Raw genomic sequence first — 25,704 nt, 5'->3', positions numbered from 1 at the left:
GCCCGGAGACCCTCGGCGCCATCCGGCCCCACGTTGCCGATTCCGAGGTCACACCCCTGACCTGGGAGATCCTCCCGAACGCGGGAACCGGCGACGTGTCTCCGCCGCTCACCCCACGGACAAACCGACGTAACAAAGTTGCCGCGCACCTCTTGCTATGAGCAGGACCGTCGGCCTACCGTCCCAGCAACCGCTTACTACAGCTTCCGCCTGGCCGAACCCCCGCAACCGCGAGCCGATGGATTTTCCGGCCGCCGTTCCCGGCCGGCACAGAGCCGTCACCCCCTCCCCTCCCCTGAGCCCTACTTCCCGAAGGAACACGGTCAGATGAACTTCACCAGCCGCCGGAGAAGGTTCGCCCGCACCGCCGTAGCGGGACTCGCGCTGACAGGTCTGCTCTCCGCGTGCGGCGGAGGATCGGGCTCGGGGGGCTCCGACTCCTCCGGCCCGGTCACCCTCCCCTTCTGGGGCTGGGCCAACGGCCAGGAGGCCGTCGTCAAGGCGTTCAACGCCTCCCACAAGGACGTCCAGCTGAAGTACACGAAGGTCACCGACCAGCTGACCATGCAGAAGCAGCTGACCAACGCGGTGAAGGCCGGCAACGCTCCCTGTCTGGTGCAGAACACGGCCGAGTACGTCACGAGCTGGGTCTCACAGGGCGCGCTCGCCGACATCAGCCAGTACGTCGACGCCGACAAGGACAAGTTCAACGCCGGTTCCTGGGCGAGCGCGCAGGTGCAGGGCAAGACGTACGGGGTGCCGACCAGCTCCGCGCCGAACTTCACGATCTACCGCACCGACATCTTCCAGAAGTACGGCATCAAGGCACCGACGACCTGGGACGAGTTCGTGGCCGCGGGCAAGGAGCTGAAGAAGCACGGAGTGAAGATCACCAACTTCGCGGGTGAGGACCCGAGCACCCTGGAGGTGCTCGCGATGCAGGCCGGGGCGCACTGGTACGCGATCGACGGCAACTCCTGGAAGGTGGACTTCCAGGACGAGGGCACCCTGAAGGCCGCGAAGGTGATCCAGGAGATCATCGACAACGACCTCAACTCCAAGCTGTCCTTCGCGGACTACGCGGCCGTGCAGCGCAACTACGACAACGGCGGCACGGCGACCCGGCAGATATCGACCTGGCAGATGGCCGGCATGGTGCAGAACTTCACCAAGTCCTTCGGCAAGTGGGCCCTCGCGCCCTGGCCGGCGTTCACCGGGGAGGCGGCCAAGACTCCGGCAGGCACCAACCTCACCGGCAGCGTGACCCTGGTGACCAAGGGCTGCGCGCACCAGGAGCAGGCCGCCGAGGCGGCGCTGTGGATGTCCACCGACACCGGCGCGGTCAAGACGATGGCGAGCCCGACCACCGGCAACGGCGTGATGCCGGCGCTGAAGAACAGCGACACGTACGTGGGTGACGCGATCTCCGAGAAACTGCTCGGCAAGAACTACGAGCCGGCCAAGAAGGTCGTCACCGACAGCCTGGGCACGGTGACCACCGACTGGGTCTACGGCCCGGACTGGACCGCGATGTTCACCGAGATGCAGAGCGGCTGGGCGAAGGTCGTCAACAAGGAGGAGAAGGTCACCGACCTCCTGGCGCACATGCAAGAGTGGACGGTCAAGGACCTGAAGTCCCGCGGCATCAGCGTCAAGGGCTGAGGCAGTACACGATGATTCGCTCCCTGCGCTGGAAGGGTGCCGCCTTCACGGTGCCCTTCCAGCTCGGCTTCGTCTTCCTGTATCTGCTGCCGATCGGCTACGCCGTCTACCAGTCGCTGTTCCGGGTCCAGCAGTCCGGGCTCGGTCTCGGCGGTTCCACGGAGAAGTTCTCCGGCCTCGACAACTACCGACAGGGCCTGACCGACTCGGCGTTCATGGGTTCGGTCGGGCGGGTGGTGCTGTTCGCCGTCGTGCAGATCCCGATGATGCTGCTGGTCAGCCTGGTGCTGGCGCTGCTCCTGGACGCCGTCCACGCGCGGCTTGCGAGCCGGTTCCGGATCCTGCTGCTGGTGCCGTACATGATCCCCGGAGTGGTCGCCGCACTCGTGTGGATCAACCTCTACAGCCCCGACGTCGGTCCGCTGACGCCGCTGGGCGAGGTGTTCGGGTTCGACTGGAACTTCTTCGCCCCGTCGATGGTGTGGCCGTCCATCGGCAACCTGCTGACCTGGCACGGCATCGGCTACAACATGGTGATCATCTACGCGGCGCTCCAGGGCGTGCCCCGGGAGCTGTTCGAGGCGGCGCGTCTGGACGGTGCCTCCGAGCAGCGGATCGCGCTGAGCATCAAGATCCCGTATGTGCGGGGCGCGTTGGTGCTGACCGGGATGCTGTCGGTCATCCAGATGCTGCAGATCTTCAACGAGCCCGCGCTGTTCCGGAACGTCACCCCGCAGACCGTCAGCGACAGCTTCACCCCGATCATGATCATCTACAACCAGGCGTTCAACGCCGGCAACTACCACTACGCCGCCGCCCTGTCGGTGCTGCTCGCCCTGATCCTCGGCGTCGCCTCCTTCACGTTCTACCGGCTGACCTCGAAGGAGGTGGACTGATGCTGATGACCGACGACGGCATCAAGCAGCAACCGCGTGCTCTGCGGCGGCTGACCGGCCCGGATCCGGCCGCGCGCGGTCGCGGCGGCCAGCGCTTCCTCCTGGTCGGGCTGATCCTGGCCAGTGTCTACAGCCTGTTCCCGGTGTGGTGGCTGGTCGTCGCCGCCACCAAGGACCGCACGGGGCTCTACCAGTCGAACGGCCTGTGGTTCTCCGGCTGGCACCTCTGGGACAACCTGCATCAGCTGTTCACCTACGAGAACGGTATCTTCCTGCGCTGGACGGCCAACTCGTTCCTGTACGCGGGGGTCGGCTCCCTCGGCGGCACCCTGCTCGCCCTCGCCACCGGCTACGGCCTGGCCCGCTTCGACTTCCCCGGCCGCAACCTGGTCTTCGCGTGCGTGGTCGGCTCCTTCCTCATCCCGATCGCCCTGCTCACTCTCCCCCTGTACCTGCTGTTCTCGGAGATCGGCCTGGTCGACACGCCCTGGGCGATGCTGATCCCCTGCCTGATCAACCCGTTCAGTGTGTACCTCGCCAAGGTGTACACGGAGGCCACCATCCCCTTCGAGCTCCTCGAGGCGGCCCGTATCGACGGCGCCGGGGAGCTGCGGATCTTCTTCAGCATCGTGCTGCGGATGATGACGACCGGTGGCGCGACGGTGTTCCTGCTCGCGTTCGTGAACACCTGGAACGCCTTCTTCCTGCCGTTGACCGTGCTGCGCGGCGAGGAGAACTGGACGCTGAACCTGGGCCTGTACAACTGGTCCGGCAAACGCCTGGAGTCCGGCGTCGACCTGACGAGTCTCGTCCTGACGGGTGCGCTGCTGTCCATCGTGCCGATGGCGATCATGATGGTCGCGATGCGCCGCTACTGGCGGACGGGCGTGACGCTGGGAGCCCTCAAGTGACCACGTCTCAGGGGGCCTTGCTGTGACCCGTCTGCGCAACCCGGTCATCCGGGGCTTCGCCCCCGACCCGTCCCTGATCCGGGTCGGCGACTGGTACTACGTGGCCACGAGTTCCTTCGAGTGGTTCCCCACGATCCCCATCCACCGCTCCCGGGACCTGGCGCACTGGGAGTACGCGGGGCATGTGCGAGGGGCGGCACCCGGCGGCTCACTGGCCGGGGTCCCCGACTCGGGCGGCATCTGGGCGCCGTCGCTGAGCTGGGACGGGGAGCGTTTCTGGGTGACGTACGCGATCGTCCGCTCGGTCGGCACACCGTACTTCGACACGGACACGTATGTCAGTACGGCCACGGACGTGGACGGCGTGTGGAGCGCGCCGCGCCGGGTGCCGAGCCATGGCTTCGACCCCGCGCTCTTCCACGAGGGGGGCAGGGTGTGGCTGCTGAACCTCCAGAACGACCACCGCCCGGACGGCAGGCGCTTCGCCGGCATCGTCCTGACCGAGCTGGACCGGGGGACGCTGAGCCCGGCCGGCGGCACGCACCTGCTGCTCCAGCACGACCGGCTCATCGAGGGGCCGAAGGTGGTCCGGCGCGCGGGCTGGTACTACCTGCTCCTCGCGGAAGGCGGCACCGGGTTCGAGCACGGGGTACGGGTGGCACGGGCACGTGAGCTCACCGGCCCGTACGAGCTCGACGACCGCCCGCTGCTGACGTCCCGGGACGACCCGTCGCTGCCCCTGCAGAAGGCGGGCCACGGTGAGCTGGTGCGAACGCCGGGCGGTGACTGGGTGTTGAGCCACCTCACGGCCCGCCCGGTCGGCACGCCCGACGGTCCGCGCTGCCCACTCGGCCGCGAGACGGCGATCCAGGCGGTGACCTGGGACGCGGAGGGCTGGCCCCGGTTGCGGCACGGGGGGTGGCATCCGGAGGTGGAGGTCGAGGTCGAGGTCGAGGCGCCGGGCACAGTCGATGTACGCGACAGCGTCGACCTACGCCACACCGTCGACGTACGCGACACCGTCGACGCGAGCGAGCCCGTCGACGTACCCGGGGCAAGCGAGGCACCGACTGACTCACTGGCCGCCCTGTCTCAACTGCCGGACTACACCGACCTGTTGGGCTGGCCGTGGAGCTCCCCGCGCACCGCGCCCGACCCCTCCTGGGCGGACGCCGTGACCCGGCCCGGCTGGATCCGGCTGCGCGGCCGGCACGGGCCCGAGTCGCGCTGGGCGCACAGCCTGCTCGCCCAGCGCCTCACCGAGCACCGGGCTGAGGCGGAGGTGACCGTCGAGGCGCGTCCCCGCACGTTCACGCAGGCGGCCGGGCTGATGCTCTGGTACAGCGCCGAGGCGTATCTCGCCCTGGACCTGACCTGGGCGGAGCCGGAGGGCGAGGGGCAGCGGGGACAGCAGTGGCGCGGGCAGGGCCGTACGGTCCTCAGTCTGGTGGCCCGTCAGGAGTCCGGGACCCGACAGGTGGCCCTGGTCGACGTCGCCCCGGAAGGACCGCTGACCCTCGGGGCGACGGTCGATGGAGCCGAGGCGCGGTTCTGGTACGTCCGGAACGGGGTGCGGACACCGGTGGGGCCGTCGCTGGACTTCACCGAACTCTCCGACGACTACGGCTCCAAGCTGCGTTTCACCGGCTCGATGGCCGGCATCCATGCCGTGGACCTCGTCGACGCGGCGTTCTCGGCCGACTTCACCGGGTTTCGGCTCACCTGCCGATAACGCTGCGGCGTGCCACTGCGGCACGTTCGAAGTTTCGAAAGTCCAGGGCCGTGCAGACCTGCGAAGTCCGGCCCCTTCCCGACTTCGCGCGGTGAACCTAGGGTAGGAAGCGCTTACTATTTCCGCCCCTGTCGAAACTTTTCATGGCCCACGGGCGGGCCGGAGAGGTGGTTCCCGATGGTCCGAACGGGGAGTGCGAGCGTGGCGGCCGGGCCGACCCTGGCGGTCGTGGCCCGCGAGGCCGGGGTCTCCGTGCCGACCGCCTCGAAGGTGGTCAACGGCCGTGAGGACGTGGCTCCCGAGACCCGGCGACGGGTCACGGAGGCTCTGGACCGGCTCGGCTACGTCCGCAGACCCAGGTTCGACGCGGCGAAGTCGTCGGGACTGGTCGACCTGGTCGTGCACTCGTTGGACAGTTCCTGGTCGGGGGCGGTGCTGCACGGGGTGGAGGCGGCGGCCCACGACGCGGGCCTGGAGGTGGTCGTGTCGGCCGGCCTGACCCGGACCCGCAGCAGCCGCCCCGAGCGCGGCTGGCTCGACAAGCTCATCGCCCGCGGCTCCTCCGGCGTGCTGTTCAACCTGGCCGAGCTCACCGACTCGCAGTACGCCTGGCTCGACCAGCACAGCATTCCGTACGTACTCATCGACCCGGTACTGGAACCTCCCGCGGGCGTGGTGTCGGTCGGGGCGGCGAACTGGCAGGGCGGCGTGACGGCGACCGAGCATCTGCTGGCCCTCGGCCATGAGCGGATCGCCGTGATCGCGGGCCATCAGCGCAAGATGTGCAGCAGCGCCCGGGTCTCCGGCTACCGCTCGGCGCTCGCGTCCGCCGGGGTCCGGATCCGCCCCGAGTACGTTCGCCACGCCGGCTTCGACGAGAGCGTCGCCCGCCGCCGCATGCTGGAACTCCTCGACCTGCCCGAGCCGCCCACGGCCGTCTTCGTCTGCTCGGACCGTATGGCGCTCGGCGTCTACGCGGCCCTGTCGGAGCGGGGTCTGCGGGTTCCCGAGGACATGAGCGTCGTCGGTTTCGACGACCTCCCCGAGGCCCGCTGGCTCACTCCGGCCCTCACGACGGTCCGGCAGCCACTGTCGGAGATGGCGGCGACGGCGCTACGACTGCTGGTCCGGATCATGGAAGGGGACCGCCCGGAGAGCACCCGCACGGAGCTGTCGACACGGTTGGTGGAGCGGGCGAGTACGGCGGGGGTCGGTACGGCGGGTGTCGGTACGGCGACGATCGGCACGGCGACGGTCGCCGGAATCCCGTCCGGTGTCGCCGCGGTACCCGTTTCCGCACCCGGATCTTCCTACACTTGACGTGTGCCTGGCGCCGAAGCCGAAGCCGAAGCCGGTGGCGACGGCGGCCCGGCACCGGGCAGCACCTTTTCCCATACGGTGGATCTTGCCGACCGGACAGTCCTTCGGCATGCGTCCTGTTCGCGGGGGTTGAGATGGACCGGGCACTGCTGGCCGACTTTCTCCGGGCGCGGCGGGAGGCGCTGCAACCGGAGGACGTCGGGCTTCCCCGCGGTCCGCGGCGTCGTACCGGTGGGCTGCGGCGCGAGGAGGTGGCCGCACTGGCCGGCATGTCGGTCGACTACTACAGCCGGATCGAGCAGCAGCGTGGTCCGATGCCGTCCGAGCAGGTGCTCGCCGGGCTCGCCCGGGGGCTGCACCTCAGCCTGAGCGAACGGGACTACCTTTTCGACCTCGGCGGGCACTCGGCGCCGCGGCGGGTCCTGCGCGACGACCACGTCAGCCCCACCATGATGCGCATCGTCGAACGCCTCGCGGACACACCGGCGTTGGTGATGTCCCGGTTCAATGAGACGCTGCTGCAGACCCGCCCGGCGGTCGCCCTGCTGGGCGACTACACCCGCTTCAGCGGGCTGGCCCGCTACCTGGTCTACCGCTGGTTCACCGACCCGGCGCAACGCGACCTCTACCCCGCCGAGGACCACGAACTACGCGGCAGGGTCTTCACCGCGGAGATCCGGGCGGCGTACACGGCGGACCCTCAGGGAAGGGCCGGGGAGATCGTCGCAGCACTGCTGGAGGTCAGCCCGGAATTCGCCGAGGTCTGGCGGTTGCACGAGGTGGACGTCACCCACCACCACGACCTCAAGCGCTACCGGCACCCCGAGTTGGGCGAACTGGAGCTGTACTGCCAGCGCCTGGTCGACCCCGACCAAGGACAGGAACTGCTGGTCTTCTCCGCCACGCCCGGCACTCCCAGCTACGAAAAGCTGCAACTCCTGCCCGCCGTGAGGGACTTTGCGGACACCCCCTAGGGGCATTCGACGATGCCAGGGACAACTTGTCCGTGGATAAGTACGGCCTTCATCCGAGTTCTGACGCACGCCAGGCTTGATCAAACGAAGCACCTCGCGCGTATCGAAAAACGAGGATTTCCCATGAAGGCAGTGCGTTTCCACGAGTACGGCGACCCGAGCGTCCTGCGTCACGAGGACGTCGAGCAGCCCCTGCCCGGCGCCGGGCAGGTTCTGGTCCGGGTCGCCGCGACCTCGTTCAACGGTGTCGACGGCAACATCCGCGGAGGCTTCATGCAGGGCCCCATCCCGGTGACGTTGCCGCACACTCCCGGCATCGACGTCTCCGGCACGGTCGACGCGCTGGGTGAGGGCGTGGCCGGCCTCGAGATCGGCGATCAGGTCGTCGGCTTCCTGCCGATGGCGGGCGACGGCGCGGCGGCGGAGTACGTGGTGGCTCCGGCCGACATTCTGACGCCTGCGCCCCGGAGCATCCCGCTGCCCGACGCCGCCGCGCTGCCGTTGGTGGGTCTGACTGCCTGGCAGGCCCTGTTCGATCACGCGAAGCTGACGGCGGGGCAGCGCGTGCTCATCAACGGCGCGGGCGGCGCGGTCGGCGGCTACGCCGTGCAGCTGGCGAAGAACGCCGGCGCGTACGTCATCGCCACGGCCGGCCCGCGCAGCAGCGAGCACGTCGAGACGGCGGGCGCCGACGAGGTCGTCGACCACACCGCCACCGAGGTGACCGCGGCGGTGACCGAGCCGGTCGACGTCGTGCTCAACCTCGCGCCGATCGACCCGGCGCGGCTGGCCGCGCTGCTCACCCTGATCCGTTCCGGTGGAGTGCTGGTGAACACCACGGTGTGGATGCCCGCGCCCAGCGACGAACAACGCGGCGTGCACGGCATCGACCTGTTCGTCGACAGCGACGCCGAACAGCTGTCGCGGCTGGTGGCGCTGGTCGACTCCGGCGAACTGCGCGTCGACGTGGCGCAGCGAGTCCCGCTGGCTGAACTGCCGGCAGTCCACATCCAGGCCGCCACGGGCGAGCTGCACGGCAAGGCCGTCATCGTCGCCCCTGCCGCCGACTGACCGTTGAAGGAGACAACCCAGTTGATCCCCGATGACGACCCGTCCCGCTCGCTGACCGTGGCGGACCCCGACGACCCCGGCACGACGTACATCTCCCTGGTCGGCAACACGTACGCCATGCTGGTCACCGGCGAGCAGACCGACGGCCGGTACTGCCTGATCGACATGCGTGTCCCCGACGGCGGAGGCCCGCCGCCGCACCGGCACGACTTCGAGGAGATGTTCACGATCCTCGAGGGCGAGATCGAGTTCACCTTCCGCGGCGAGAAGCACACCGTACGGGCCGGGTCCACGGTCAACATCCCGGCCAACGCGCCGCACAACTTCCGCAACGCTTCAGGTGCGCCGGCCCGCATGCTGTGCATGTGCACCCCCGCCGGCCAGGACGAGTACTTCACGCGCATCGGTGATGTCGTCGCGGGCAAGGACGCGCCGCCGCCACACCTGTCGGAGGACGAACTCGCGGAGCGCCGCCGCCGCGCGGCCGAGTTGGCCTCGACCTACCGGAGCGAGTTCCTTTGACTCGCGGGTCGGGCGAGGCTAGAGACGCGGAGCCCCCGTCGCCGACATCACCAGCGAGTACAGGGACCTGGTCGCGGTGATGAACAGGCGGTTGTTCTTCGGGCCGCCGAAGGTGATGTTGGAGACGCGCTCGGGCACGCGCAGGCGGCCGATGAGGGTTCCGTCGGGGGCGTAGCAGTGGACGCCGTCGTCCAGGGCGGCGGCCCACAGGCGGCCCTCGTCGTCGAAGCGGATGTTGTCGAAGTGGACGTCGCCCCCCGCCTCGGCGAAGACCTTCCGACCGGTGAGCGTGCCGTCCTCGCGGATGTCGAACACGTCGATGCGGGCGGCCCGCGAGTCGGAGACGTACAGCCGTTTCTCGTCGGGCGACAGGATGACGCCGTTGGGTCCGTCGAAGCCGTCGGCGGCGAGGTGCACGTCGCCCGTCGCGGGGTCGATCCGGTACACGTTGCACGCGCCGATCTCGGAGTCGGCGCGATGGCCCTCGTAGTCGCTGAGGATGCCGAAGTCCGGGTCGGAGAACCAGATCACGCTGTCGGAGCGTACGACGGAGTCGTTCGGGCTGTTGAGCTTCTTGCCGGCGTACCGGTCGGCGAGGACGCTCACGCTCCCGTCGGACTCGGTGCGGGTCACCCGGCGGTTTCCCTGCTCGCAGCTGACCAGGCGGCCCTGTCGGTCGAGGGTGTTGCCGTTGCTGTAGCCGGCCGGGGAGCGGAAGACCCCGACGGCGCCGGTGGCCTCGTCCCAGCGCAGGATGCGGTCGTTCGGGATGTCGCTCCAGACCAGTTGGCGCCAGGCAGGAACGTACACCGGGCCCTCGGCCCAGCGGCAACCGTCGTACAGCACCTCCAGCCTGCTGTCGCCGTTCGCCCAGCGTCCGGCGCTGAAGTGGTCGTCCAGGATCTCGTACGGGCCATCGGCGGGCATGGTGTCCTTTCGGAGCGGTGGACCTGTGGTGACCAGGATGCACCGGGCGGGGCGGTTGCCCGGTGAGCGGGCGCGGCACACGAGCGTGTTGCGACGGGCACCTCAAACGGTCCCGAAGAGCACTCCCGCAGGCGCTGTCTACACTCCGACGATGAACAACATACGGTGCACCCAATGTGGTGCGGTGGGGCTGGAGCCGGGCTTCGTCGAGGACTCCGGACAGGGCGCTCGCGGGTTCGCGCGGTGGATCGCGGGCACCCTCGAGAGAGGTCCGCTGGGCAATGCCAGGAGGATGGGCCGGGCGCGCTGGCAGATCGACGCCTTCCGCTGCCCCACCTGCGCACACCTGGAGCTGTTCGCCGCCCAGAGCGACTAGGGGGTGTTCCGCGGGTCGCACCGCCGACGAGGAGGAGTAGTCATGGTCCATCCCGCCCTGACGGTCGGGTGCTTCCCGTACGACACGACGCGGGCGCTGTTCGATGGGACCGTGGGCACCGACGGTTTCGACGCGACGATGAAGACGGCAGCGACCCTGCCGGAGCTCTTCGAGCGGCTGATCCGCGGAGACGAGTTCGACGTCGCCGAGCTCGGGCTCACGTTCTACCTGCGGCTACTGGGGTCCGGACTGCCGTTCGTGGCACTGCCGGTCTTCCCCAACCGCGTGTTCCGTCACTCGTGCGTCTTCGTCAACGTGCACAGCGGGATCACGAAGCCGAGCGATCTTGCGGGCAGGACCATCGGCGAGTTCGGCGTCTACGGTCAGGACTCCGGTGTGTGGGCCAAAGGGATCCTGATGGACGAGTACGGATTCAAACCCGAGGAGAGCCGTTGGGTGATCGGCGGCCTGGAGCACCCCACTCCCCCCTTCGACTTCATCCCTCATCCGCACCCGCCCGAAGTCGACGTTCGTGTCGCGCCCGAGGGAAAGACACTGAGCGCGATGCTCGACGCCGGTGAGATCGACGCGCTGTTCTCCGCGAACGTCCCGCAGTGCGTGCTGGACGGATCCCCGAACGTCGCTCGGCTGTTCCCCGACTTCGAGCCGCTGGAACGCGACTACTACCGGCGAACCGGCATTTTCCCGATGATGCACACCATCGTCATCCGGCGGGAACTGCTGCGGGACCGTCCTGGACTCGCGCACGACGTCTACCGTGCCTTCTCCCGGGCGAAGGACGTCGCCGCCGAACGCTACCGCCAAAGCCGCAGGCTCTTCCAGGTCCAGACCATGATTCCGTGGATGAACGCCCTGGTGGAACGCAACGGTGAAGAGTTCCCCGAGGACTGGTGGCCCTACGGCATCGCGGCCAACCGCGCCGCCCTCGACACCTGCCTGCGCTATCACCACCAGCAGGGGCTGACCAGTCGTCAGTGGAGGATCGAGGACCTCTTCGCGGCGGAACTGCTGGACACTTGACTTGCTCCTCGGGCTGAAGCCCGAGGATTCTGGCCTTCCCGACCGTTGCTGTGCCGCTACGCGGCACAGGGTTGGGTCGGGAATCCGTGGCTTCCTGTTTCTTCGCGCTGTGCCGGGATGGCTCCCGGTCTTACCGGCGCTCCGCAGGCCGTCACCGCCAGTCCGGCGGCCGTCTTCACGTTGATCGCGGACTTGCACCGGGGCGGGCCCATTCTCGGGCCCTTCCGCGCACCCTTGAGGGAGGCGAAAAAGTTGCGGTACGCCCTCTCGGCTTCCCGCAGGGACTGCTACAGGACGACGGCGGACACCTCACCCAGCCAGAACCGCTCCGGCGTCCGTTTCGCTTCCGTGATCAGGCAGGTGGACAGCTGCCCGGCCGTCGGGAACGGCCGCCCGGCCTTACGGGCGTCCTCGCGGGCACGCACGGCATCGTTGAACACGACACGAGCACACCCGAACGCCCTGGCCAGCGCGGCCTGTAGGAGGGCCGAACGTTGGTGACGCCGTTCTTGAGGCGTGCTGCGGGCGGCAGGCCGCCCGTTCCGCTGTGCGGGCGGTGGTAGTTGTAGTGGATGTTCCAGTTGCTGAGGGCGGCGGCGCGGTCTTCTTCGCTGGTGAACTCGCGGGCGTAGAGGATCTCTTCGGCCATGATCCGTTGGTAACGTTCCACTTCCCGTTGTGGCGGGGCGTGTAGGGCTTGGTCTTCTGGTGCCGGGTTCGGTTGCCGATGATGCGGGCGAAGTCGCGCGAGCGGTAGCAGGCGCCGTTGTCGGTGACGACGCGCTGGAGGTGGTTGATGCCGTGGGCGGCGAACCAGACCTTCGCCCGGGCCAGAAAAGCGGCTGCCGTGGCGCCCTTCTCGTCAGCGAGCGGCTCGGTGTAGGCGAGCCGGGAGAAGCCGTCGATGGCGGAGTGGAGGTATACGTAGCCACGCTTCGCGCCCGCTGACTTCGCGCGGCCTGCTGCCTTGGCCTCTTTGGAGTCGCGACCGTGGATACGCCAGCCGCCACCGTGGGGAATCCGTCCGACCTTCTTCACGTCCAGGTGCACCATGTGGCCGGGCCAGCGGGCGGTGATCTTGCCTGGCGTCCGGTTGCTGGCTCCGCACGGATCGAGGAACCGACGGCGTCCGAGTCCCAGCCGGGTCAGATGCCGTGTGACGGTGCGGCGGTTGACCGTGCAGCCAAGCTCGGCCAGCTCGTAGGTGATCCGCTGCGCGGACCACTTCTTCTGGCGCCGCCAGGATTCGATCTTCTCGATGACCCATGCCGGGGTCGCACGCGGGATGTGGTGTGGGGTCGACGGACGGTCGAGCAGACCGAGGTCACCATGACGGCGCCACCGGTGGACCCACTTCGAGGCGCACGCCCGAGAGATGCCCATCTCAGCGCCGACGTGCGCGATCGGGCGGCCACGGCAGCGTTCTACGAGGCGACGTCGGCCTTCGATGGTCAGTGGTGCGTTGCGGTGTGGTGGCGTCATCGGATGATCGGAGCGGTGCCGGTCGCGGCGATGGACAGGTCCCACAGCCGTGCGGCTGCATCGGGGGCGATGGCGTAGGCGCGGACGCCGCCGTCGTCCATGGACGCTTCGGGGGCGGAGATGCCGGCGATGTCGCAGTCCTCCAGGTAGAGGCCGCCGCGGTCGGCGAGGAGAGGGGAGGTGGCGGCCCACAGGCCGGTGGCGGCGCCCTGGGAGGGGACCTTGAAGTCGGTGGCGATCACGTTGCCATGCTCGTCCACCCACCCGCGGTCGATCTGTTCTTGGAGTGCCATTTCCCGCTGCAGCCCGGTGATGATCTTGCCTGGATGAAGTGAGAACGCCCGGACGCCGTCGCCGCGCCCGAGCGTGTCGAGGTGTACGGCGAAGAGGGCGTTGGCGGTCTTGGCCTGGCCGTAGGCCAGCCACTTGTCGTAGCCGGTGCGGAAGTGCGGGTCGTGCCAGCGGATGTCGGTCAGGGTGTGGCCGGCGGAGCTGTTGACCACGACGCGTGCACCGTCGGCGGCGGCCAGGAGCGGGTAGAGCTCGCAGACGAGGGCGAAGTGCCCGAAGTGGTTGGCGGCGAGCTGGCCCTCCCAGCCGGGTCCCACGCGCCGTTCGGGAGTGGCCATGACTCCGGCGACGGCCATGAGCAGATCGAGCCTGGCCAGGGAGTCGCGGATGTGTGCGGCGGCGGCCCGCACGCTGGCGAGGTCGGTCAGGTCCATGGGGATGACCTCGCAGCCCTTCACATTCGCGAGTGCGGCCCGCGCGATGTCAGGCCGGCGCGCCGGAACGATGACGCGGGCTCCGGCGGCCGCGAGGGTACAGGTGGTTTCCAGGCCGAGCCCGGAGTAGCCCCCGGTCACCACGGTGTTCGTGCCGGACAGATCGAGGCCCGCGGTGACGTCCTGGGCAGTGCTGGTGGCGGAGAAGGGCGAGCCGAGCGGCTGTTGATCAATGCTGGTCATGCCGTCGAAGCTACGATCTAGAGCGAGGTCTAGATCAAGTCCTAGACTGCGACGCATGGCTGGCACCGAGACTCCTGCAACGCCACTGAGCATCGGCGACGTGGCCGAGCAGACCGGACTCAGCGTCCACGCGCTGCGCTTCTACGAGCGCGAGGGACTGCTCGTCGGACCGGTCCAGCGAACCTCCGGAGGCCGGCGACAGTACAGCGCGTTCGACGTCGACTGGCTGCTGATCTGCGTCAAGCTACGGGAATCCGGGATGCCGCTGGCCGACCTCAAGCAGTTCGCCGAGCTGGTGCGGCACGGTCCGGGAAACGAGGCGGAACGCCTGCAGCTTCTCGAAGCCCACCGGCGGCGCGTCGACGCACAGATCCAGGCACTGGAGGAGTGCCGGTCCGTCATCACCTGGAAGGTCGGCGTCTACGCCGACCACCTCGCCCGCGGCAAGGCCGAAGGACTCTGGGACCCCACGACCTGAAACCTCACCGGCAGCGTCAGCAACCTTCTGCCCCGCAACATCTAGTGCCGCATCAGGCAACGTTCACCCTGCACGCAGCCGCCGCCGGTGGATCGCAGTCGGGGGACGCTTAATCGGTGGCGTCCTGCGGCGTGCTCTGGACAATACGTCCATGCGTATCCGAGCCGTGCGCCTGGAGGAACTGCCCGTGCTTCAGGACATCGAAAGGGCCGCCGGGCAGTGCTTCCGGGACATCGGCATGCCGGAGATCGCCGAGGACGAGCCGCTGCCGCTCGGTGAGCTCGCCGGCTATCACCACGCCGGGCTGGCCTGGGCCATGGCGGACGACGCCGACGCCCCGGTCGCCTACCTGATCGCCGACCGCGTCGAGGGCAACCTCCACGTCGAGCAGGTCTCGGTGCACCCGGACAGCGCGCGTCGCGGTGTCGGCCGGTCGCTGCTGGAACACCTGGCGGCCCATGCCGGGCGCGAGGGCGCGCCTGCCCTGACCCTCACCACGTTCACCGAGGTCCCGTGGAACGCCCCCTACTACGCACGCTGTGGATTTCAGCTCATCGACGACAGCGGGCTTACTCCCGGTCTCCGGAGGATCCGTGAGCGGGAGGCGGCACACGGCCTGGACCGGTGGCCGCGGGTCTGCATGCGCCGGGATGTGTGACACCACGGTGCCGTCACGAAACGCCCGGCTCGGCGCGGGCCCGTGACCTTCGGGTGACGTCCGATTCGTTCAAGACTCACCGTCGCCGCGCTGCCTACCGTGGCCGTATGACTCCACGATTCGACGCGATCGGCATGGTGGCCTCCGACATGGCCGCCTCGATCGCCTTCTACCGTCGTCTCGGCTTCGTGTTCCCCGACGGAGCCGAGAAGGAACCGCACACCGAGGCCGGGCTGCCGGGCGGGCTGCGGCTGATGCTGGACAGCGAGGAGGTGGTCCGCTCGTTCGATCCGGAATGGCGGCCGGCGGCCGGGGACGGACGCATCGCGATCGCCCTGCTCTGTGAGAGCCCGGCCGAGGTGGACTCGGTCTACCAGGACATGGTGGGCGCCGGGTACCGGGGCCCGCGCAAGCCGTGGGACGCCGTGTGGGGGCAGCGTTACGCGAGCCTGCTCGACCCGGACGGCAACGGCGTCGACCTGTTCGCGCCGCTAACCGGAGCGGGCCAGTAGCCGGCTGAGCGGCATGCCCGCCAACTCCCGTACGTCCCTTGCCAGATGGGCCTGGTCCGCGAACCCGGACCGGGTCGCTGTCTCCGCGAAGGGGACCCCGGCGCGGGCCAGCGTGAGGGCGCGTTGCAGTCGGAGCACCCGGGCGAGTGTCTTGGGGGCGTAGCCGAAGGACGCCAGGGAACGGCGGTGCAGCTGGCGGGCGCCGAGGCCGAGTTCGTCGGCGACGGCGGCGACCGGGCGGCCGCTGTCGAGGGCGGTGACGAGCCGTCGTAGGAGCGGGTCGGGGGGTTCGGTGGCGGCGGCCCAGCGCAGGGCCACCTCCTCCAGGCCGCTCGCCGGGTCGGCGGCGGCGTTCACCTGCGCGGTGAGCCGCCGCACCTCGGCGGCCGGACGGAGGTTGGCCAGCAGCACCCGCCGGTCGCACAGCTCGTGCGCGGGGACGCCCAGGAGGGCGGGCGCGGTGCCGGGGTAGAAGCGCAAGCCCGCCCAGTCGCTCGCTCCGTCGGGGGTGACGTGGGCGTGCGTGTCAGGACCGGCGACCAGCAGCCGACCCTCGTTCCACAGCAGGTCCATGCAGCCGTCGGGCAGGACAGGCCCCGCCGCGGACCCGGACGGGGTGCTGGTCCACACCACCGCTCCGGTCAGCCGGGACGTCCACTGCGCGTACACATGCCCGAGGCTACGCCGTGCGGCGGGCCGCACCCCGCACCCCGGGCTTCGCGGTTTCTAGGACCCCTCCGGCTTGTGCGGCGGGTGCGGGTGGGTGTTCTTCACGTGGGTGCGCAGGCGGGAGGTGACGTCCTCCGGGGGCAGGAAGCGGGACCAGCGTTCCGGGAACTCGGAGGGCATGTCGGGGTCGTCCGGGTCGTAGGGGGCGTGCGGGTCGGACTCGCGGGCCGCGGCCGCGCGGGCCACGTACTCGGCGACCTGGGCGTCACGCATGCGTTCGTTGGCGGCGCGGGCCGCGGCCGTCGCGGCGGCCGGCCAGACCCGGTCGATGGCCGCGTTGACCGCGGCGCCGACCAGGACGGCGAACGCGGACACACCGATCCACAGCAGCACGGCGACGGGCGCGGCGAGCGAGCCGTAGATGGTGGGGCCCTCGACGGTGTTGGTGAGGTAGATACGCAGCAGGAAGCTGCCGAGCACCCACATGGCGAGGGCGACCAGGGCGCCGGGCACGTCCTCGATCCACGGGGAACGCACGGGCACCGACACGTGGTAGAGCGTGGTCAGGAAGACGATGGACAGCACGATGACGACGGGCCAGTAGAGGACCTGCACGACCGTCGTGGACCACGACACGATGTTCACCACCGCGTCCGGACCGGCCACCATCAGCGGCAGTGCGACCGAACCGATCAGCAGCGCCACGACGAACAGCAGGAACGCCATCAGGCGGGTCTTCACGATGCCGCGGACACCGTCGAGGCCGTACATCACGGTGATGGTGTCTATGAAGACGTTCACCGCTCGGGAGCCCGACCACAGGGCGAACAGGAAGCCGATGGAGATGACGTCGGGCCGACCGCCCTTCATCACGTCGTGCAGGATCGGCTGGGCGATCTGTGCGACGCCCTTGTCGGACAGGACCGTGCGCGAAGCCTCCAGGAGGTTGGTCTCCAGGCTCGCGATGGTGTCGGCGCCGGTCCAGTCGTCGACGTAGCCGAGCAGCCCGATCATGCTGAGCAGCAGAGGGGGGACGGACAGCAGCGTGAAGAAGGCCGCCTCGGCGGCCAGGCCCAGGATCCGGTACTCCATGCACGAGTTGACGGTGTCCTTGAGCAAGAGCCAGGCGGTCCTGCGCTTCGAGACGTTGCGGTAGAGGGCGCGCGCCCGGTGGAGACGGCCGGAGGCGTGTGGTTGGGGAGATTCGCTTGCTGCCTGCACGATCCAACGGTATCCGTCGCGTGAGGCTGCGCTCATCCCGCGGTGTCCCCGCCGTGATTGCGCGGCGATCGATAATCGCTCATGCGTAAATCGAACCATTTTTCTGTCATGTCCGCGTTGGCCGGAATGTCGCACCCGGGGAGGCCGAATCCGAAGGACGCTCACACGGGCCTTTCAGTGAACCCCCTGGTCGGAGACGAAAAGGGCTCGAAAACCTGTCCGGTCGATTCGATGAGCGCCGCCGAAAAAGCGCCAATGACTGAAATGCCCTTGAAGCGTTCATGAATTACTCGCAAGAATTCCGACTGCATTGAAGCGCCCTCGACCAGGGCGACCTCACACATCCGAGCCATTCCACCCCTTTCACGCGGGCATCACGTTCCTCTTCTTTTTCATCTTGTCGCATTTCATGTACGACGTATCAGAAACAGCAACAAGGAGCGCCCGTGGGGGGAATCTCCGGCGCCGGCACCGAAAGCGTTCTGGCCGAGGTGCTGGCCGGTGTAGTACGCAAGGAACACGTACCGGTCGACAGTCACTTCTTCGACGATCTGGGCGCCAACTCACTGGTCATGGCCCACTTCTGCGCCCGTGTCAGAAAACGCCCGGAGCTGCCCGCGGTGTCCATGCGGGACGTCTACGGGCATCCGACGATCCGCCGGCTGGCAGCGGCTCTCGCCGAGACGCCGGCCGAGACACCCGTCGCCGTCCCGGCCGAGCCGCCGCCCGCACCGGGCAGCACGGCACGGTACGTCCTGTGCGGCACCCTGCAGTTCCTGGTCTTCGCCGGGTACTGCCTGCTCGCCGGGACAGCCACCGCCCGCGGCTACGACTGGGTCTCCGGCGGCGACGGCGTGGCAGCGGTCTACGGCCGCTCGGTGGTCTTCGGCAGCGCCCTGTTCGCCGCCGCCTGCGCTCTTCCCGTCCTGGCGAAGTGGCTGCTGGTCGGCCGCTGGAAGGAGACCGAGTTCCCGGTCTGGAGCCTCTCCCATCTGCGTTTTTGGACAGTGAAGGCGTTGCTGCAGGCCAACCCGATGGTCCTGTTCGTCGGCAGCCCGCTGTATGTGCTGTACCTGCGGGCGCTGGGCGCGCGCATCGGCCCCGGCGTGACGATCCTGTCCCGCTCGGTACCGGTCTGCACCGACCTGCTGACCGTCGGCGCCGGCACGGTGATCCGCAAGGACTGCCACTTCCTGTGCTACACGGCGCGAGCCGGCCGGATCCGTACCGGCCGCGTCACCCTGGGCAGCGGGGTGTACGTCGGCGAGAAGACCGTCCTCGACATCGGCACGACGATGGGCGACGGCTCCCAACTCGGCCACTCCTCCGCCCTGTACGACGGCCTCACGGTCCCGGCGGGCCAGCGCCGGCACGGCTCACCGGCCCAGCGCACCGACGTCGACCACGTCCGGATCCCGCCGGCGCACTGCTCCACCGCGCGCCGGTTCGGATACGGGCTGGCGGGCCTGCTCCAGACGCTGCTGCTGTACGTCCCGCTCGGCGTGGGCGGCGCGCATCTGCTGCTCACCGCGGCCCCCGAACTGGAGGTGCTGGTCGCGCCGGACTCCCAGGACCTGGCCTCGGCCCGCTTCTACGTGGAGGCGCTCGCCCTGTCCGTCGCGCTGTTCGCGGGCTTCCTGGTCATCGGCCTGGCCGTGGTGACCCTGGTGCCCCGGCTGCTGCGGCCGTTCCTGCGCCCGGACCGGGTCTACCCGCTCTACGGCTTCCACTACTCGGTCCAGCGCGCGATCGCCCGCCTGACCAACATCAAGTTCTTCACCTGGCTGTACGGCGACAGCTCGTACATCGTCCCCTATCTGCGGGCCCTCGGTTACGACCTCTCGACGGTGGAGCAGACCGGCTCCAACTTCGGTACCGAGGTGCGGCACGAGACGCCGTATCTGGCCACCGTCGGCAGCGGCACGATGGTCGCCGACGGACTGTCGATCGTGAACGCCGACTTCTCCGCCACGTCCTTCCGGGTCTCGCGCACCACGATCGGTGCGCACAACTTCCTCGGCAACCACATCGCCTATCCGGCGGGCGGCCGCACCGGCGAGAACTGTCTGCTGGCCACGAAGGTGATGGTCCCGCTCGACGGGGAACTCCGCGAGGGCGTGGGCCTGCTCGGTTCGCCCTGCTTCGAGATCCCCCGCTCGGTGGAGCGCGACACCCGTTTCGACCACCTGCGCGAGGGCGACGAACTGCGCCGCCGGCTCAGCGCGAAGAACCGGTACAACCTGCGCTCGATGGGCCTGTTCCTGTTCATCCGCTGGCTGCACTGGTTCGGTCTCACCGTGCTCGGCTTCGCCGCCGTCGACCTGTACGGCGTCCACGACGCCGTCGGCGGCCTGCTGATCGGCGCCGGTCTGATGGCGTCCCTGGTGTTCACCACCTTCTACTACGTCCTGGTGGAACGGCTGATCGGGCACTTCCGGCCACTGAAGCCGCTGCTGTGCTCGATCTACGACCCGCGCTTCTGGCGGCAGGAACGCCTGTGGAAGATGCCGGACAACCACCTCGTGGTGCTCAACGGGACCCCGTTCAAGAACCTCGTCTGGCGGCTGCTGGGTGTCCGGCTCGGCCGCCGGGTCTTCGACGACGGCTGCTCCATCACCGAGCGCACGCTCACCGCCATCGGCGACGACTGCACGCTCGCCGCGCACACCAAGGTGCAGGCCCACTCGCAGGAGGACGGCACGTTCAAGTCCGACCACATCACGATCGGCGCCGGCTGCACGCTCGGTACCGGCTCGCTCGTGCACTACGGCGTCTCGATGGGGGACGGCGCCGTACTCGCTCCCGACTCCTTCCTGATGAAGGGCGAGGAGATGCCTCCGGGGGCGCGGTGGGGCGGCAATCCGGCGGTCGCACCGCGGCACACCTGACCGCGTCAGGCGCGACAGGCGCCGCCTGTTCGCACCGCACACAAGCGCAACACGCGCAACACGCGCAACACGCGCAACAGCAAGGGCAATGGGGGAATCAGGCATGGCAACAGTTCCGCGCTGGGCGCTCGATCCGGTGCCGGGTACGGCCGAGTACGACGTGCCGCTTCCGGTGGGGGTGACCGCCGGGCCCGCCGAGGTGCTCGCCGCCCACCAGCGGGTCCTGGCGGCGCTGTCCGGCGAGAGCGAGACCACCACCGACGACTCCGGGCTGCGGGTGAGTGTCACCGGCCGCACGCTGCGGCTGCGGTACCGCACCGATCTGCTGGACGCCGAGGCGGCCGCCCGGGTCGCGGGCTACCACCTCACCGCCCTCGCCGAACCCGAACGACGGAGCCTGTTGTCCGAGGACGAACTCCGGTACCAGCTGGAGGGACTGGCGGGCCCACGCCGGGAGCTGCCCGACCGGCGGGTCCACGAACTGTTCGAGGAGCGCGCCGCCGCGCACCCGGACGCGGTGGCCGCCGTCCAGGGCGAGGAGTGCTGGACGTACGCCGAACTCAACTCCCGGGCCAACCAGTTGGGCCGGGCCCTGCTGGCACGGGGCCTGGAGCGCGAGGGCGTGGTCGCCGTCGTGATGGAGCGGAACCTGGACTGGATGGCGGCCGTGCTGGCCGTCCTGAAGGCCGGCGGGGTGTATCTGCCCGTCGAGCCGCACTTCCCGGCCGCGCGGGTCACCGCCACCCTCGACCGCGCGGGCTGCGGCCTGGTCCTCACCGAGCAGGGCAGCGACGCCGCCGTCGAGGGGACGGCCCGGACCCTGTTCGTGGCCGACGCGTACGCCGAGGCCCACCCGGACGGCGATCTCGGGGTGTCCGTCTCGGCCTGTCAACTCGCCTACATCTACTTCACGTCCGGCTCCACCGGTGAGCCCAAGGGCGCGATGTGCGAGCACGCCGGGTTCCTCAACCATGTGCTCGCCAAGCTCGACGACCTCGGGGTCGGCGCCGGGGACGTGGTCGCGCAGACCGCGCCCCAGTGCTTCGACATCTCGCTGTGGCAGTTGCTGGCCGCGCCGGTGTCCGGCGGGCGGACCCTGCTGGTCGGCCAGGAGACGATCCTGGACGTGCCCCGGTTCGTGGACACGGTCGAGCGGGGCCGGGTCAACGTGCTCCAGCTCGTGCCGTCGTACCTCGAAGCCGTGCTCGCCGAACTGGAGCAGCGACCGCGTGCGCTGCCGGACCTGCGCTGTGTGTCGGTCACCGGGGAGGCGGTGAAGAAGGAGCTGGTCGAGCGCTGGTTCACGGCCCGGCCCGGGATACCTCTGGTCAACGCGTACGGGCTGACGGAGACCTCGGACGACACCAACCACGAGGTCATGCTCCGGGCGCCCGACGAGGACCGGGTGCCGCTCGGGCGGCCGATCGCCAATGTGCGGGTGTACGTCGTCGACGAGGATCTGACGCCCGTGCCGCTGGGGGCGCCCGGCGAGATCGTGTTCTCCGGGGTCTGTGTCGGCCGCGGGTACGTCAACGATCCCGAGCGCACGAAGGCCGCGTTCACCGATGACCCGTACCGGCCAGGTGAGCGGCTGTACCGCAGCGGCGACCACGGGCGCTGGCTGCCCGACGGGAAGCTGGAGTTCCTGGGCCGCCGGGACAGTCAGGTGAAGATCCGGGGCTTCCGGATCGAGATCGGCGAGATCGAGAACGCGCTGCTGCGGGTGCCCGGCGTCCGGGACGGCGCGGTGGTCGTGGTCCGCGGCACCCGGCTGGCGGCCTTCTGCACCGGCCCCAAGCCCGTCGGCGCGGACACGGTACGGGAGCGGCTGGCCGCCTCGCTGCCCGCGTACATGGTCCCGGCGGTCGTCCACTGGCGTCAGCGGCTGCCGCTGACCGCCAACGGCAAGACGGACCGCCGCACGCTCACCGCGCTCGCCGAGGACCTCGACGCGGGCACCGGCGAGGGCACCGGGACGCCGGACCGGCCGGGGACGCCTGACGAGCGGCGGATGGCCGCCGCCTGGGCCGAGGTGCTCGGTGTCCCCGAGGACCGGATCGGCCGTCTCGACCACTTCTTCGACCGCGGCGGCACCTCGCTGGCGGCCGTGAAGCTGGCGATCGCCCTGGACCGGGCGATCACCCTCAAGGACGTCACCCGCCATCCGGTCCTCGCGGACCTGGCCGGGCTCCTCGAACGACCGGCCTCGTGAACCGCGGGCGCCTCTCCCCGATCGACCGCTCAAGCGCACCACCCGAAAGGAACACCGAGATGCCGCCCTCGCCTGAGACGCTGCTCCCCGACGTCGAGTTCGCGCCCGGCAGTCCGCCCCTGGTGCACGCCGACGCCGCCGGCGATCCGGCGCGCTGGACCGCCGCGCACCGCGACGCACTGCGGGCCACGGTCGCCGGGCACGGCTCGGTCCTGGTCCGAGGGCTGGGCCTGACCGACGCCGTCGGCACCGAAGCCGTCTTCCGCCGCCTCACCAGCGATCGCCTGATGGCCGACCGGGAACCCTTCGCGCCCCGGCGCCGGTACGCGGACGGCGTGTACTCCTCCACCAAGTGGCCGGCGAACCAGCAGATGTGCATGCACCACGAGTCGAGCTACGCGCTGGAGTTCCCGGGCCTGCTGCTGTTCGCCTGCCTGGAGGCACCCGGCGCGGGCGGCGCGACCTGCCTGGCCGACGGCTCGGCGGTGCTCGACGCGCTGCCCGCCGAACTGACCGAGCGGTTCGAACGGGAGGGCTGGCTGCTGAACCGGACGTACAACGACGAGATAGGCGCTTCGGTGGCAGAGGCCTTCGGCACCGACGACCGCGGCGCCGTCGAACGGTACTGCCGCGGCAACGGCATCGCCTGGGAATGGCGGCTCGACGGTTCGCTGCGCACCAGCCAGCACCGCAGCGCCGTGGTCCGCCACCCCGTCACCGGCCGCCGCTGCTGGTTCAACCAGATCGCCTTCCTCAGCGAGTGGACGATGGATCCCGAGGTCCGCGAGTACCTGGTGGACGTGTACGGACCCGACCAACTGCCGTTCACCACCCGCTTCGGCGGCGGCGACCCGATCGACGAGGACATCGTCCGCACGGTCAACGAGGTGTACGAGGCGCACACCGTGCGCGAACCGTGGCGCGCCGGGGACCTGCTGCTCGTCGACAACATCCGCACCGCGCACAGCCGGGAGCCCTTCGACGGCCCGCGCGAGGTGCTGGCCGCGCTGGGCGACCCGGTGCGGCGCTCCGACTGCGAGGTGAGGACCGTATGAGCACCGTCCAGAGCGTGCCGCCGTTCGCGGTGATCACCGGCGAGCAAGTCCAACGGGCGCTGCACGGGCGGGAGTCGGAGATCGGCGAGCTCGTCGAGGGCGTGTACCGGCTGCATGGTGCCGGTGACTCGGTGAACCCGCCCTCGTACTTCCTGCGTTTCCCGGACCGGCCCTCGTCACGGATCATCGCGCTGCCCGCCTCGCTGGGCGGGCCGCTGCGGGTGGACGGCGTGAAGTGGATCTCCAGCTTCCCGGAGAACACCAGGTCGGGGCTGCCGCGGGCGTCGGCGGTGCTGATCCTCAACGACCCCGGCACCGGCTATCCGTACGCCTGTCTGGAGAGTTCGGTCATCAGCGCCACCCGCACGGCGTCCTCGGCGGCGCTCGCCGCGCACCGGCTCGGCGCCGGGCGGGAGCGGCCGCGGCGGGTCGGATTCTTCGGCGCCGGTCTGATCGCCCGCTACATCCACACCCATCTCACCGCCACCGGCATGGAGTTCGAGGAGACGGGCGTGTACGACCTGTCCGCCGACAGCGCGGCGGGCTTCAGGGGGTACCTGGAGCGGTCGGGCGCGCAGGGGCGGATCACCGTGCACGAGAAAGCCGAATCCCTGGTGCGGTCGAGCGACCTGCTGGTGTTCGCGACGGTCGCCTCCACGCCGCACGTCCACGATCCGATGTGGTTCGCGCACCATCCGCTGGTGCTGCACGTGTCGCTGCGGGATCTCGCACCGCAGATCCTGCTGGGGTCCGCCAACTTCGTCGACGACGTCGAGCACTGTCTGAAGGCGGAGACCTCTCCGCACCTGGCCGAACAGGTCACCGGGAGCCGGGAGTTCGTCAACGGCACGCTGGACGACGTACTGACCGGGCGGGCCGCCGTCCCGACGGACCGCACGGTGGTGTTCTCGCCCTTCGGGCTGGGGGTGCTCGACCTCGCGGTCGGCAGGTTCGTCCACGACGAGGTGGCCCGGCAGGGCGAACTGCGCGTCGTCGACGGGTTCTTCCACGAGCTGCGCCGGTACGGCTGACCGACGGGCACGTGGTGCACGAGGAGGGGGGGCAGCATGCCCGTCATTTCCGATCCCGCGCAGTTCAACGAGGAGGATCTCTACGTCGACCTGCGGGCCGCGTTGGGACTTCCGCTGTATCTGAAGTGCGAGGGGTTCAACTTCGCCGGGTCGGTCAAGCTGAAGGCCGCTGCCGAGATGGTCGACGCGGCCGAACGCGAGGGCCGGCTGCGACCCGGTTCGGTCCTGGTCGAGTCGTCGTCGGGGAACCTGGGCGTGGCGCTCGGCATGATCGCGGCGAGCCGGGGCCACCGGTTCCTGTGCGTGACCGACGCGCGCTGCAACCGGGCGAGTGTCCGCCTGATGGAGGCGCTCGGCAGCCACGTCCACATGATCGACGAGCCGGACCTGCACGGGGGGTTCCTGGGCGCCAGGATCGCGTACGTGCGGGCACTGTGCGCGGCCGACGAGAGATACGTGTGGCTCAACCAGTACACCAATCCGGGGAACTGGCGGGCGCACTTCCGCACCACCGCGCCCGCCATCGCGCGCAGCTTCCCGGACCTGGACGTCCTGTTCGTCGGGGCCGGCACCACCGGGACCCTGATGGGCTGCGCCCGCTGGTTCTGGCAGTGGCGGCGCCGGGTGCGGGTGGTCGCCGTCGACAGTGTCGGCTCGGTGACCTTCGGCGCCACCCCGGGCCCACGCATGATCCCCGGGCTCGGCACCAGCGTGCCGCCGCCGCTGCTTGACGAGTCGTACGTCGACGACGTGGTCCACGTCGAGGAGAAGGACACCGTACGGGTGTGCCGTCTGCTGGCCGGGCGGGGCTTCCTCTTCGGCGGCTCGACCGGGACCGTGGTCAGCGGGGCGGGCCAGTGGCTCGCCCGGCACGGCGGTCGCGAGCTCACGGCCGTGGCCATCGCACCGGACCTCGGCGAGCGCTACCTCGACACCGTCTACCGCGAGGGCTGGCCCGCGGACGTCACGGAGACGGAGGTGCCGGCCGCCTTGGCAGGGCTCGCGTGAGCGGCTCGCCGGAAGGCCCGGTCCGGGGAACGGGCCGGGGCGGGCGGGCGCGGCGGCCGACGGACCGCACCTCCCGCCTCACCCGCCCCC

General features: G+C 69.8%; 22 protein-coding genes and 2 pseudogenes. 18 read left to right on the top strand and 6 right to left on the bottom strand.

Annotated elements, in window-relative coordinates; genetic code table 11:
• Positions 1–327: 327 nt before the first annotated feature.
• The 8 genes from ACFYRY_RS28285 (at position 328) to ACFYRY_RS28250 (ending at position 9,088) form a co-directional block, all read left to right on the top strand.
• The gene (locus ACFYRY_RS28285) at positions 328–1,662 is read left to right on the top strand and encodes an ABC transporter substrate-binding protein (protein WP_389151436.1); all 1,335 of its coding nucleotides are present in this window, start codon (positions 328–330) and stop codon (positions 1,660–1,662) included.
• Between the two features lie 11 nt (positions 1,663–1,673).
• The gene (locus ACFYRY_RS28280) at positions 1,674–2,558 is read left to right on the top strand and encodes a carbohydrate ABC transporter permease (protein WP_389151433.1); all 885 of its coding nucleotides are present in this window, start codon (positions 1,674–1,676) and stop codon (positions 2,556–2,558) included.
• A gap of 5 nt (positions 2,559–2,563) precedes the next feature.
• Complete coding sequence (locus tag ACFYRY_RS28275; protein ID WP_389151662.1) at positions 2,564–3,469, top strand: carbohydrate ABC transporter permease; 906 nt, start codon at positions 2,564–2,566, stop codon at positions 3,467–3,469.
• Positions 3,470–3,491: 22 nt separating this feature from the next.
• Positions 3,492–5,201: a family 43 glycosylhydrolase gene (locus tag ACFYRY_RS28270; protein ID WP_389151430.1), complete on the top strand. Its 1,710-nt coding sequence runs from the start codon at positions 3,492–3,494 to the stop codon at positions 5,199–5,201.
• A gap of 177 nt (positions 5,202–5,378) precedes the next feature.
• A complete protein-coding gene (locus ACFYRY_RS28265) occupies positions 5,379–6,521 on the top strand; it encodes a LacI family DNA-binding transcriptional regulator (protein ID WP_389151427.1) in 1,143 nt (380 codons plus the stop codon).
• A 134-nt stretch (positions 6,522–6,655) separates the two neighbouring features.
• The gene (locus tag ACFYRY_RS28260) at positions 6,656–7,495 is read left to right on the top strand and encodes a helix-turn-helix transcriptional regulator (protein ID WP_389151424.1); all 840 of its coding nucleotides are present in this window, start codon (positions 6,656–6,658) and stop codon (positions 7,493–7,495) included.
• Positions 7,496–7,618: 123 nt separating this feature from the next.
• A complete protein-coding gene (locus ACFYRY_RS28255; protein WP_389151421.1) occupies positions 7,619–8,566 on the top strand; it encodes an NADP-dependent oxidoreductase in 948 nt (315 codons plus the stop codon).
• 21 nt (positions 8,567–8,587) lie between these two features.
• Positions 8,588–9,088, top strand: coding sequence for a cupin domain-containing protein (locus tag ACFYRY_RS28250; RefSeq protein ID WP_389151418.1), 501 nt, complete (start codon positions 8,588–8,590; stop codon positions 9,086–9,088).
• Between the two features lie 18 nt (positions 9,089–9,106).
• Here ACFYRY_RS28250 and ACFYRY_RS28245 read toward each other — a convergent pair whose 3' ends face one another.
• Positions 9,107–10,015 (bottom strand): SMP-30/gluconolactonase/LRE family protein, encoded by a 909-nt coding sequence (locus ACFYRY_RS28245; protein ID WP_389151415.1) that lies wholly within the window; start codon positions 10,013–10,015, stop codon positions 9,107–9,109.
• 151 nt (positions 10,016–10,166) lie between these two features.
• Here ACFYRY_RS28245 and ACFYRY_RS28240 point away from each other — a divergent pair, with 151 nt between their 5' ends.
• Entirely contained in the window at positions 10,167–10,391 is a 225-nt protein-coding gene (locus ACFYRY_RS28240; RefSeq protein ID WP_389151412.1) for a hypothetical protein, read from the top strand.
• Between the two features lie 42 nt (positions 10,392–10,433).
• Positions 10,434–11,432 carry a 4,5-dihydroxyphthalate decarboxylase gene (locus tag ACFYRY_RS28235; RefSeq protein ID WP_389151409.1) on the top strand — a complete coding sequence of 333 codons (999 nt, stop codon included), beginning with the start codon at positions 10,434–10,436 and terminating at the stop codon, positions 11,430–11,432.
• Between the two features lie 188 nt (positions 11,433–11,620).
• Here the strand turns inward: ACFYRY_RS28235 and ACFYRY_RS28230 are convergent.
• From ACFYRY_RS28230 to ACFYRY_RS28220, 3 genes and pseudogenes are all read right to left on the bottom strand, one after another.
• Positions 11,621–11,902, bottom strand: a pseudogene (locus tag ACFYRY_RS28230) (helix-turn-helix domain-containing protein); the annotation flags it as partial.
• 8 nt (positions 11,903–11,910) lie between these two features.
• Positions 11,911–12,914: pseudogene (locus tag ACFYRY_RS28225) on the bottom strand (IS481 family transposase); the annotation flags it as partial.
• Positions 12,911–13,882, bottom strand: a complete 972-nt coding sequence (locus ACFYRY_RS28220) for an SDR family NAD(P)-dependent oxidoreductase (RefSeq protein WP_389151406.1) — start codon at positions 13,880–13,882, stop codon at positions 12,911–12,913. The gene ACFYRY_RS28220 and the pseudogene ACFYRY_RS28225, both read right to left, overlap by 4 nt.
• A 55-nt stretch (positions 13,883–13,937) precedes the next feature.
• Between ACFYRY_RS28220 and ACFYRY_RS28215 the strand changes: the two genes are divergently transcribed.
• From ACFYRY_RS28215 to ACFYRY_RS28205, 3 genes are all read left to right on the top strand, one after another.
• Positions 13,938–14,360: a MerR family transcriptional regulator gene (locus tag ACFYRY_RS28215; protein ID WP_389151403.1), complete on the top strand. Its 423-nt coding sequence runs from the start codon at positions 13,938–13,940 to the stop codon at positions 14,358–14,360.
• Positions 14,361–14,511: 151 nt separating this feature from the next.
• Entirely contained in the window at positions 14,512–15,018 is a 507-nt protein-coding gene (locus tag ACFYRY_RS28210; RefSeq protein WP_389151400.1) for a GNAT family N-acetyltransferase, read from the top strand.
• Between the two features lie 107 nt (positions 15,019–15,125).
• A complete protein-coding gene (locus tag ACFYRY_RS28205) occupies positions 15,126–15,530 on the top strand; it encodes a VOC family protein (RefSeq protein ID WP_389151397.1) in 405 nt (134 codons plus the stop codon).
• On the opposite strand, the gene ACFYRY_RS28200 is transcribed toward ACFYRY_RS28205, so the two are convergent.
• Entirely contained in the window at positions 15,510–16,199 is a 690-nt protein-coding gene (locus tag ACFYRY_RS28200; protein WP_389151395.1) for a helix-turn-helix domain-containing protein, read from the bottom strand. The two genes, ACFYRY_RS28205 and ACFYRY_RS28200, sit on opposite strands and share 21 nt — an antisense overlap.
• 57 nt (positions 16,200–16,256) lie before the next feature.
• Positions 16,257–17,420 carry a YihY/virulence factor BrkB family protein gene (locus ACFYRY_RS28195; protein ID WP_389151393.1) on the bottom strand — a complete coding sequence of 388 codons (1,164 nt, stop codon included), beginning with the start codon at positions 17,418–17,420 and terminating at the stop codon, positions 16,257–16,259.
• 446 nt (positions 17,421–17,866) lie between these two features.
• Here ACFYRY_RS28195 and ACFYRY_RS28190 point away from each other — a divergent pair, with 446 nt between their 5' ends.
• The 5 genes from ACFYRY_RS28190 to sbnA all read left to right on the top strand — a co-directional run bounded on the left by ACFYRY_RS28190 (position 17,867) and on the right by sbnA (position 25,614).
• The gene (locus tag ACFYRY_RS28190) at positions 17,867–20,308 is read left to right on the top strand and encodes a Pls/PosA family non-ribosomal peptide synthetase (RefSeq protein ID WP_389151390.1); all 2,442 of its coding nucleotides are present in this window, start codon (positions 17,867–17,869) and stop codon (positions 20,306–20,308) included.
• A 103-nt stretch (positions 20,309–20,411) separates the two neighbouring features.
• Complete coding sequence (locus ACFYRY_RS28185) at positions 20,412–22,520, top strand: amino acid adenylation domain-containing protein (RefSeq protein WP_389151387.1); 2,109 nt, start codon at positions 20,412–20,414, stop codon at positions 22,518–22,520.
• A 59-nt stretch (positions 22,521–22,579) separates the two neighbouring features.
• On the top strand, positions 22,580–23,575 hold the full coding sequence (locus tag ACFYRY_RS28180) for a TauD/TfdA family dioxygenase (protein WP_389151384.1): 996 nt from the start codon (positions 22,580–22,582) through the stop codon (positions 23,573–23,575).
• Complete coding sequence (gene sbnB / locus ACFYRY_RS28175) at positions 23,572–24,606, top strand: 2,3-diaminopropionate biosynthesis protein SbnB (protein ID WP_389151380.1); 1,035 nt, start codon at positions 23,572–23,574, stop codon at positions 24,604–24,606. The genes ACFYRY_RS28180 and sbnB overlap by 4 nt, the downstream gene beginning before the upstream one ends.
• Positions 24,607–24,642: 36 nt before the next feature.
• Positions 24,643–25,614, top strand: a complete 972-nt coding sequence (gene sbnA / locus ACFYRY_RS28170) for a 2,3-diaminopropionate biosynthesis protein SbnA (RefSeq protein WP_389151377.1) — start codon at positions 24,643–24,645, stop codon at positions 25,612–25,614.
• Positions 25,615–25,704: the final 90 nt, after the last annotated feature.

This window comes from Streptomyces sp. NPDC005263, from assembly GCF_042872365.1.
Lineage (GTDB): Bacteria > Actinomycetota > Actinomycetes > Streptomycetales > Streptomycetaceae > Streptomyces.
This window is presented reverse-complemented; position numbering and strand designations above follow the sequence as displayed.

Excerpts from the sequence above, each read along its gene's own strand:
- ACFYRY_RS28285 (WP_389151436.1), top strand. The coding sequence starts at position 328 with ATGAACTTCACCAGCCGCCGGAGAAGGTTCGCCCGCACCGCCGTAGCG.
- ACFYRY_RS28280 (WP_389151433.1), top strand. The coding sequence starts at position 1,674 with ATGATTCGCTCCCTGCGCTGGAAGGGTGCCGCCTTCACGGTGCCCTTC.
- ACFYRY_RS28275 (WP_389151662.1), top strand. The coding sequence starts at position 2,564 with ATGACCGACGACGGCATCAAGCAGCAACCGCGTGCTCTGCGGCGGCTG.
- ACFYRY_RS28265 (WP_389151427.1), top strand. The coding sequence starts at position 5,379 with ATGGTCCGAACGGGGAGTGCGAGCGTGGCGGCCGGGCCGACCCTGGCG.
- ACFYRY_RS28260 (WP_389151424.1), top strand. The coding sequence starts at position 6,656 with ATGGACCGGGCACTGCTGGCCGACTTTCTCCGGGCGCGGCGGGAGGCG.
- ACFYRY_RS28255 (WP_389151421.1), top strand. The coding sequence starts at position 7,619 with ATGAAGGCAGTGCGTTTCCACGAGTACGGCGACCCGAGCGTCCTGCGT.
- ACFYRY_RS28245 (WP_389151415.1), bottom strand. The coding sequence starts at position 10,015 with ATGCCCGCCGATGGCCCGTACGAGATCCTGGACGACCACTTCAGCGCC.
- ACFYRY_RS28240 (WP_389151412.1), top strand. The coding sequence starts at position 10,167 with ATGAACAACATACGGTGCACCCAATGTGGTGCGGTGGGGCTGGAGCCG.
- ACFYRY_RS28235 (WP_389151409.1), top strand. The coding sequence starts at position 10,434 with ATGGTCCATCCCGCCCTGACGGTCGGGTGCTTCCCGTACGACACGACG.
- ACFYRY_RS28220 (WP_389151406.1), bottom strand. The coding sequence starts at position 13,882 with ATGACCAGCATTGATCAACAGCCGCTCGGCTCGCCCTTCTCCGCCACC.
- ACFYRY_RS28215 (WP_389151403.1), top strand. The coding sequence starts at position 13,938 with ATGGCTGGCACCGAGACTCCTGCAACGCCACTGAGCATCGGCGACGTG.
- ACFYRY_RS28210 (WP_389151400.1), top strand. The coding sequence starts at position 14,512 with ATGCGTATCCGAGCCGTGCGCCTGGAGGAACTGCCCGTGCTTCAGGAC.
- ACFYRY_RS28205 (WP_389151397.1), top strand. The coding sequence starts at position 15,126 with ATGACTCCACGATTCGACGCGATCGGCATGGTGGCCTCCGACATGGCC.
- ACFYRY_RS28185 (WP_389151387.1), top strand. The coding sequence starts at position 20,412 with ATGGCAACAGTTCCGCGCTGGGCGCTCGATCCGGTGCCGGGTACGGCC.
- ACFYRY_RS28180 (WP_389151384.1), top strand. The coding sequence starts at position 22,580 with ATGCCGCCCTCGCCTGAGACGCTGCTCCCCGACGTCGAGTTCGCGCCC.
- sbnB (WP_389151380.1), top strand. The coding sequence starts at position 23,572 with ATGAGCACCGTCCAGAGCGTGCCGCCGTTCGCGGTGATCACCGGCGAG.
- sbnA (WP_389151377.1), top strand. The coding sequence starts at position 24,643 with ATGCCCGTCATTTCCGATCCCGCGCAGTTCAACGAGGAGGATCTCTAC.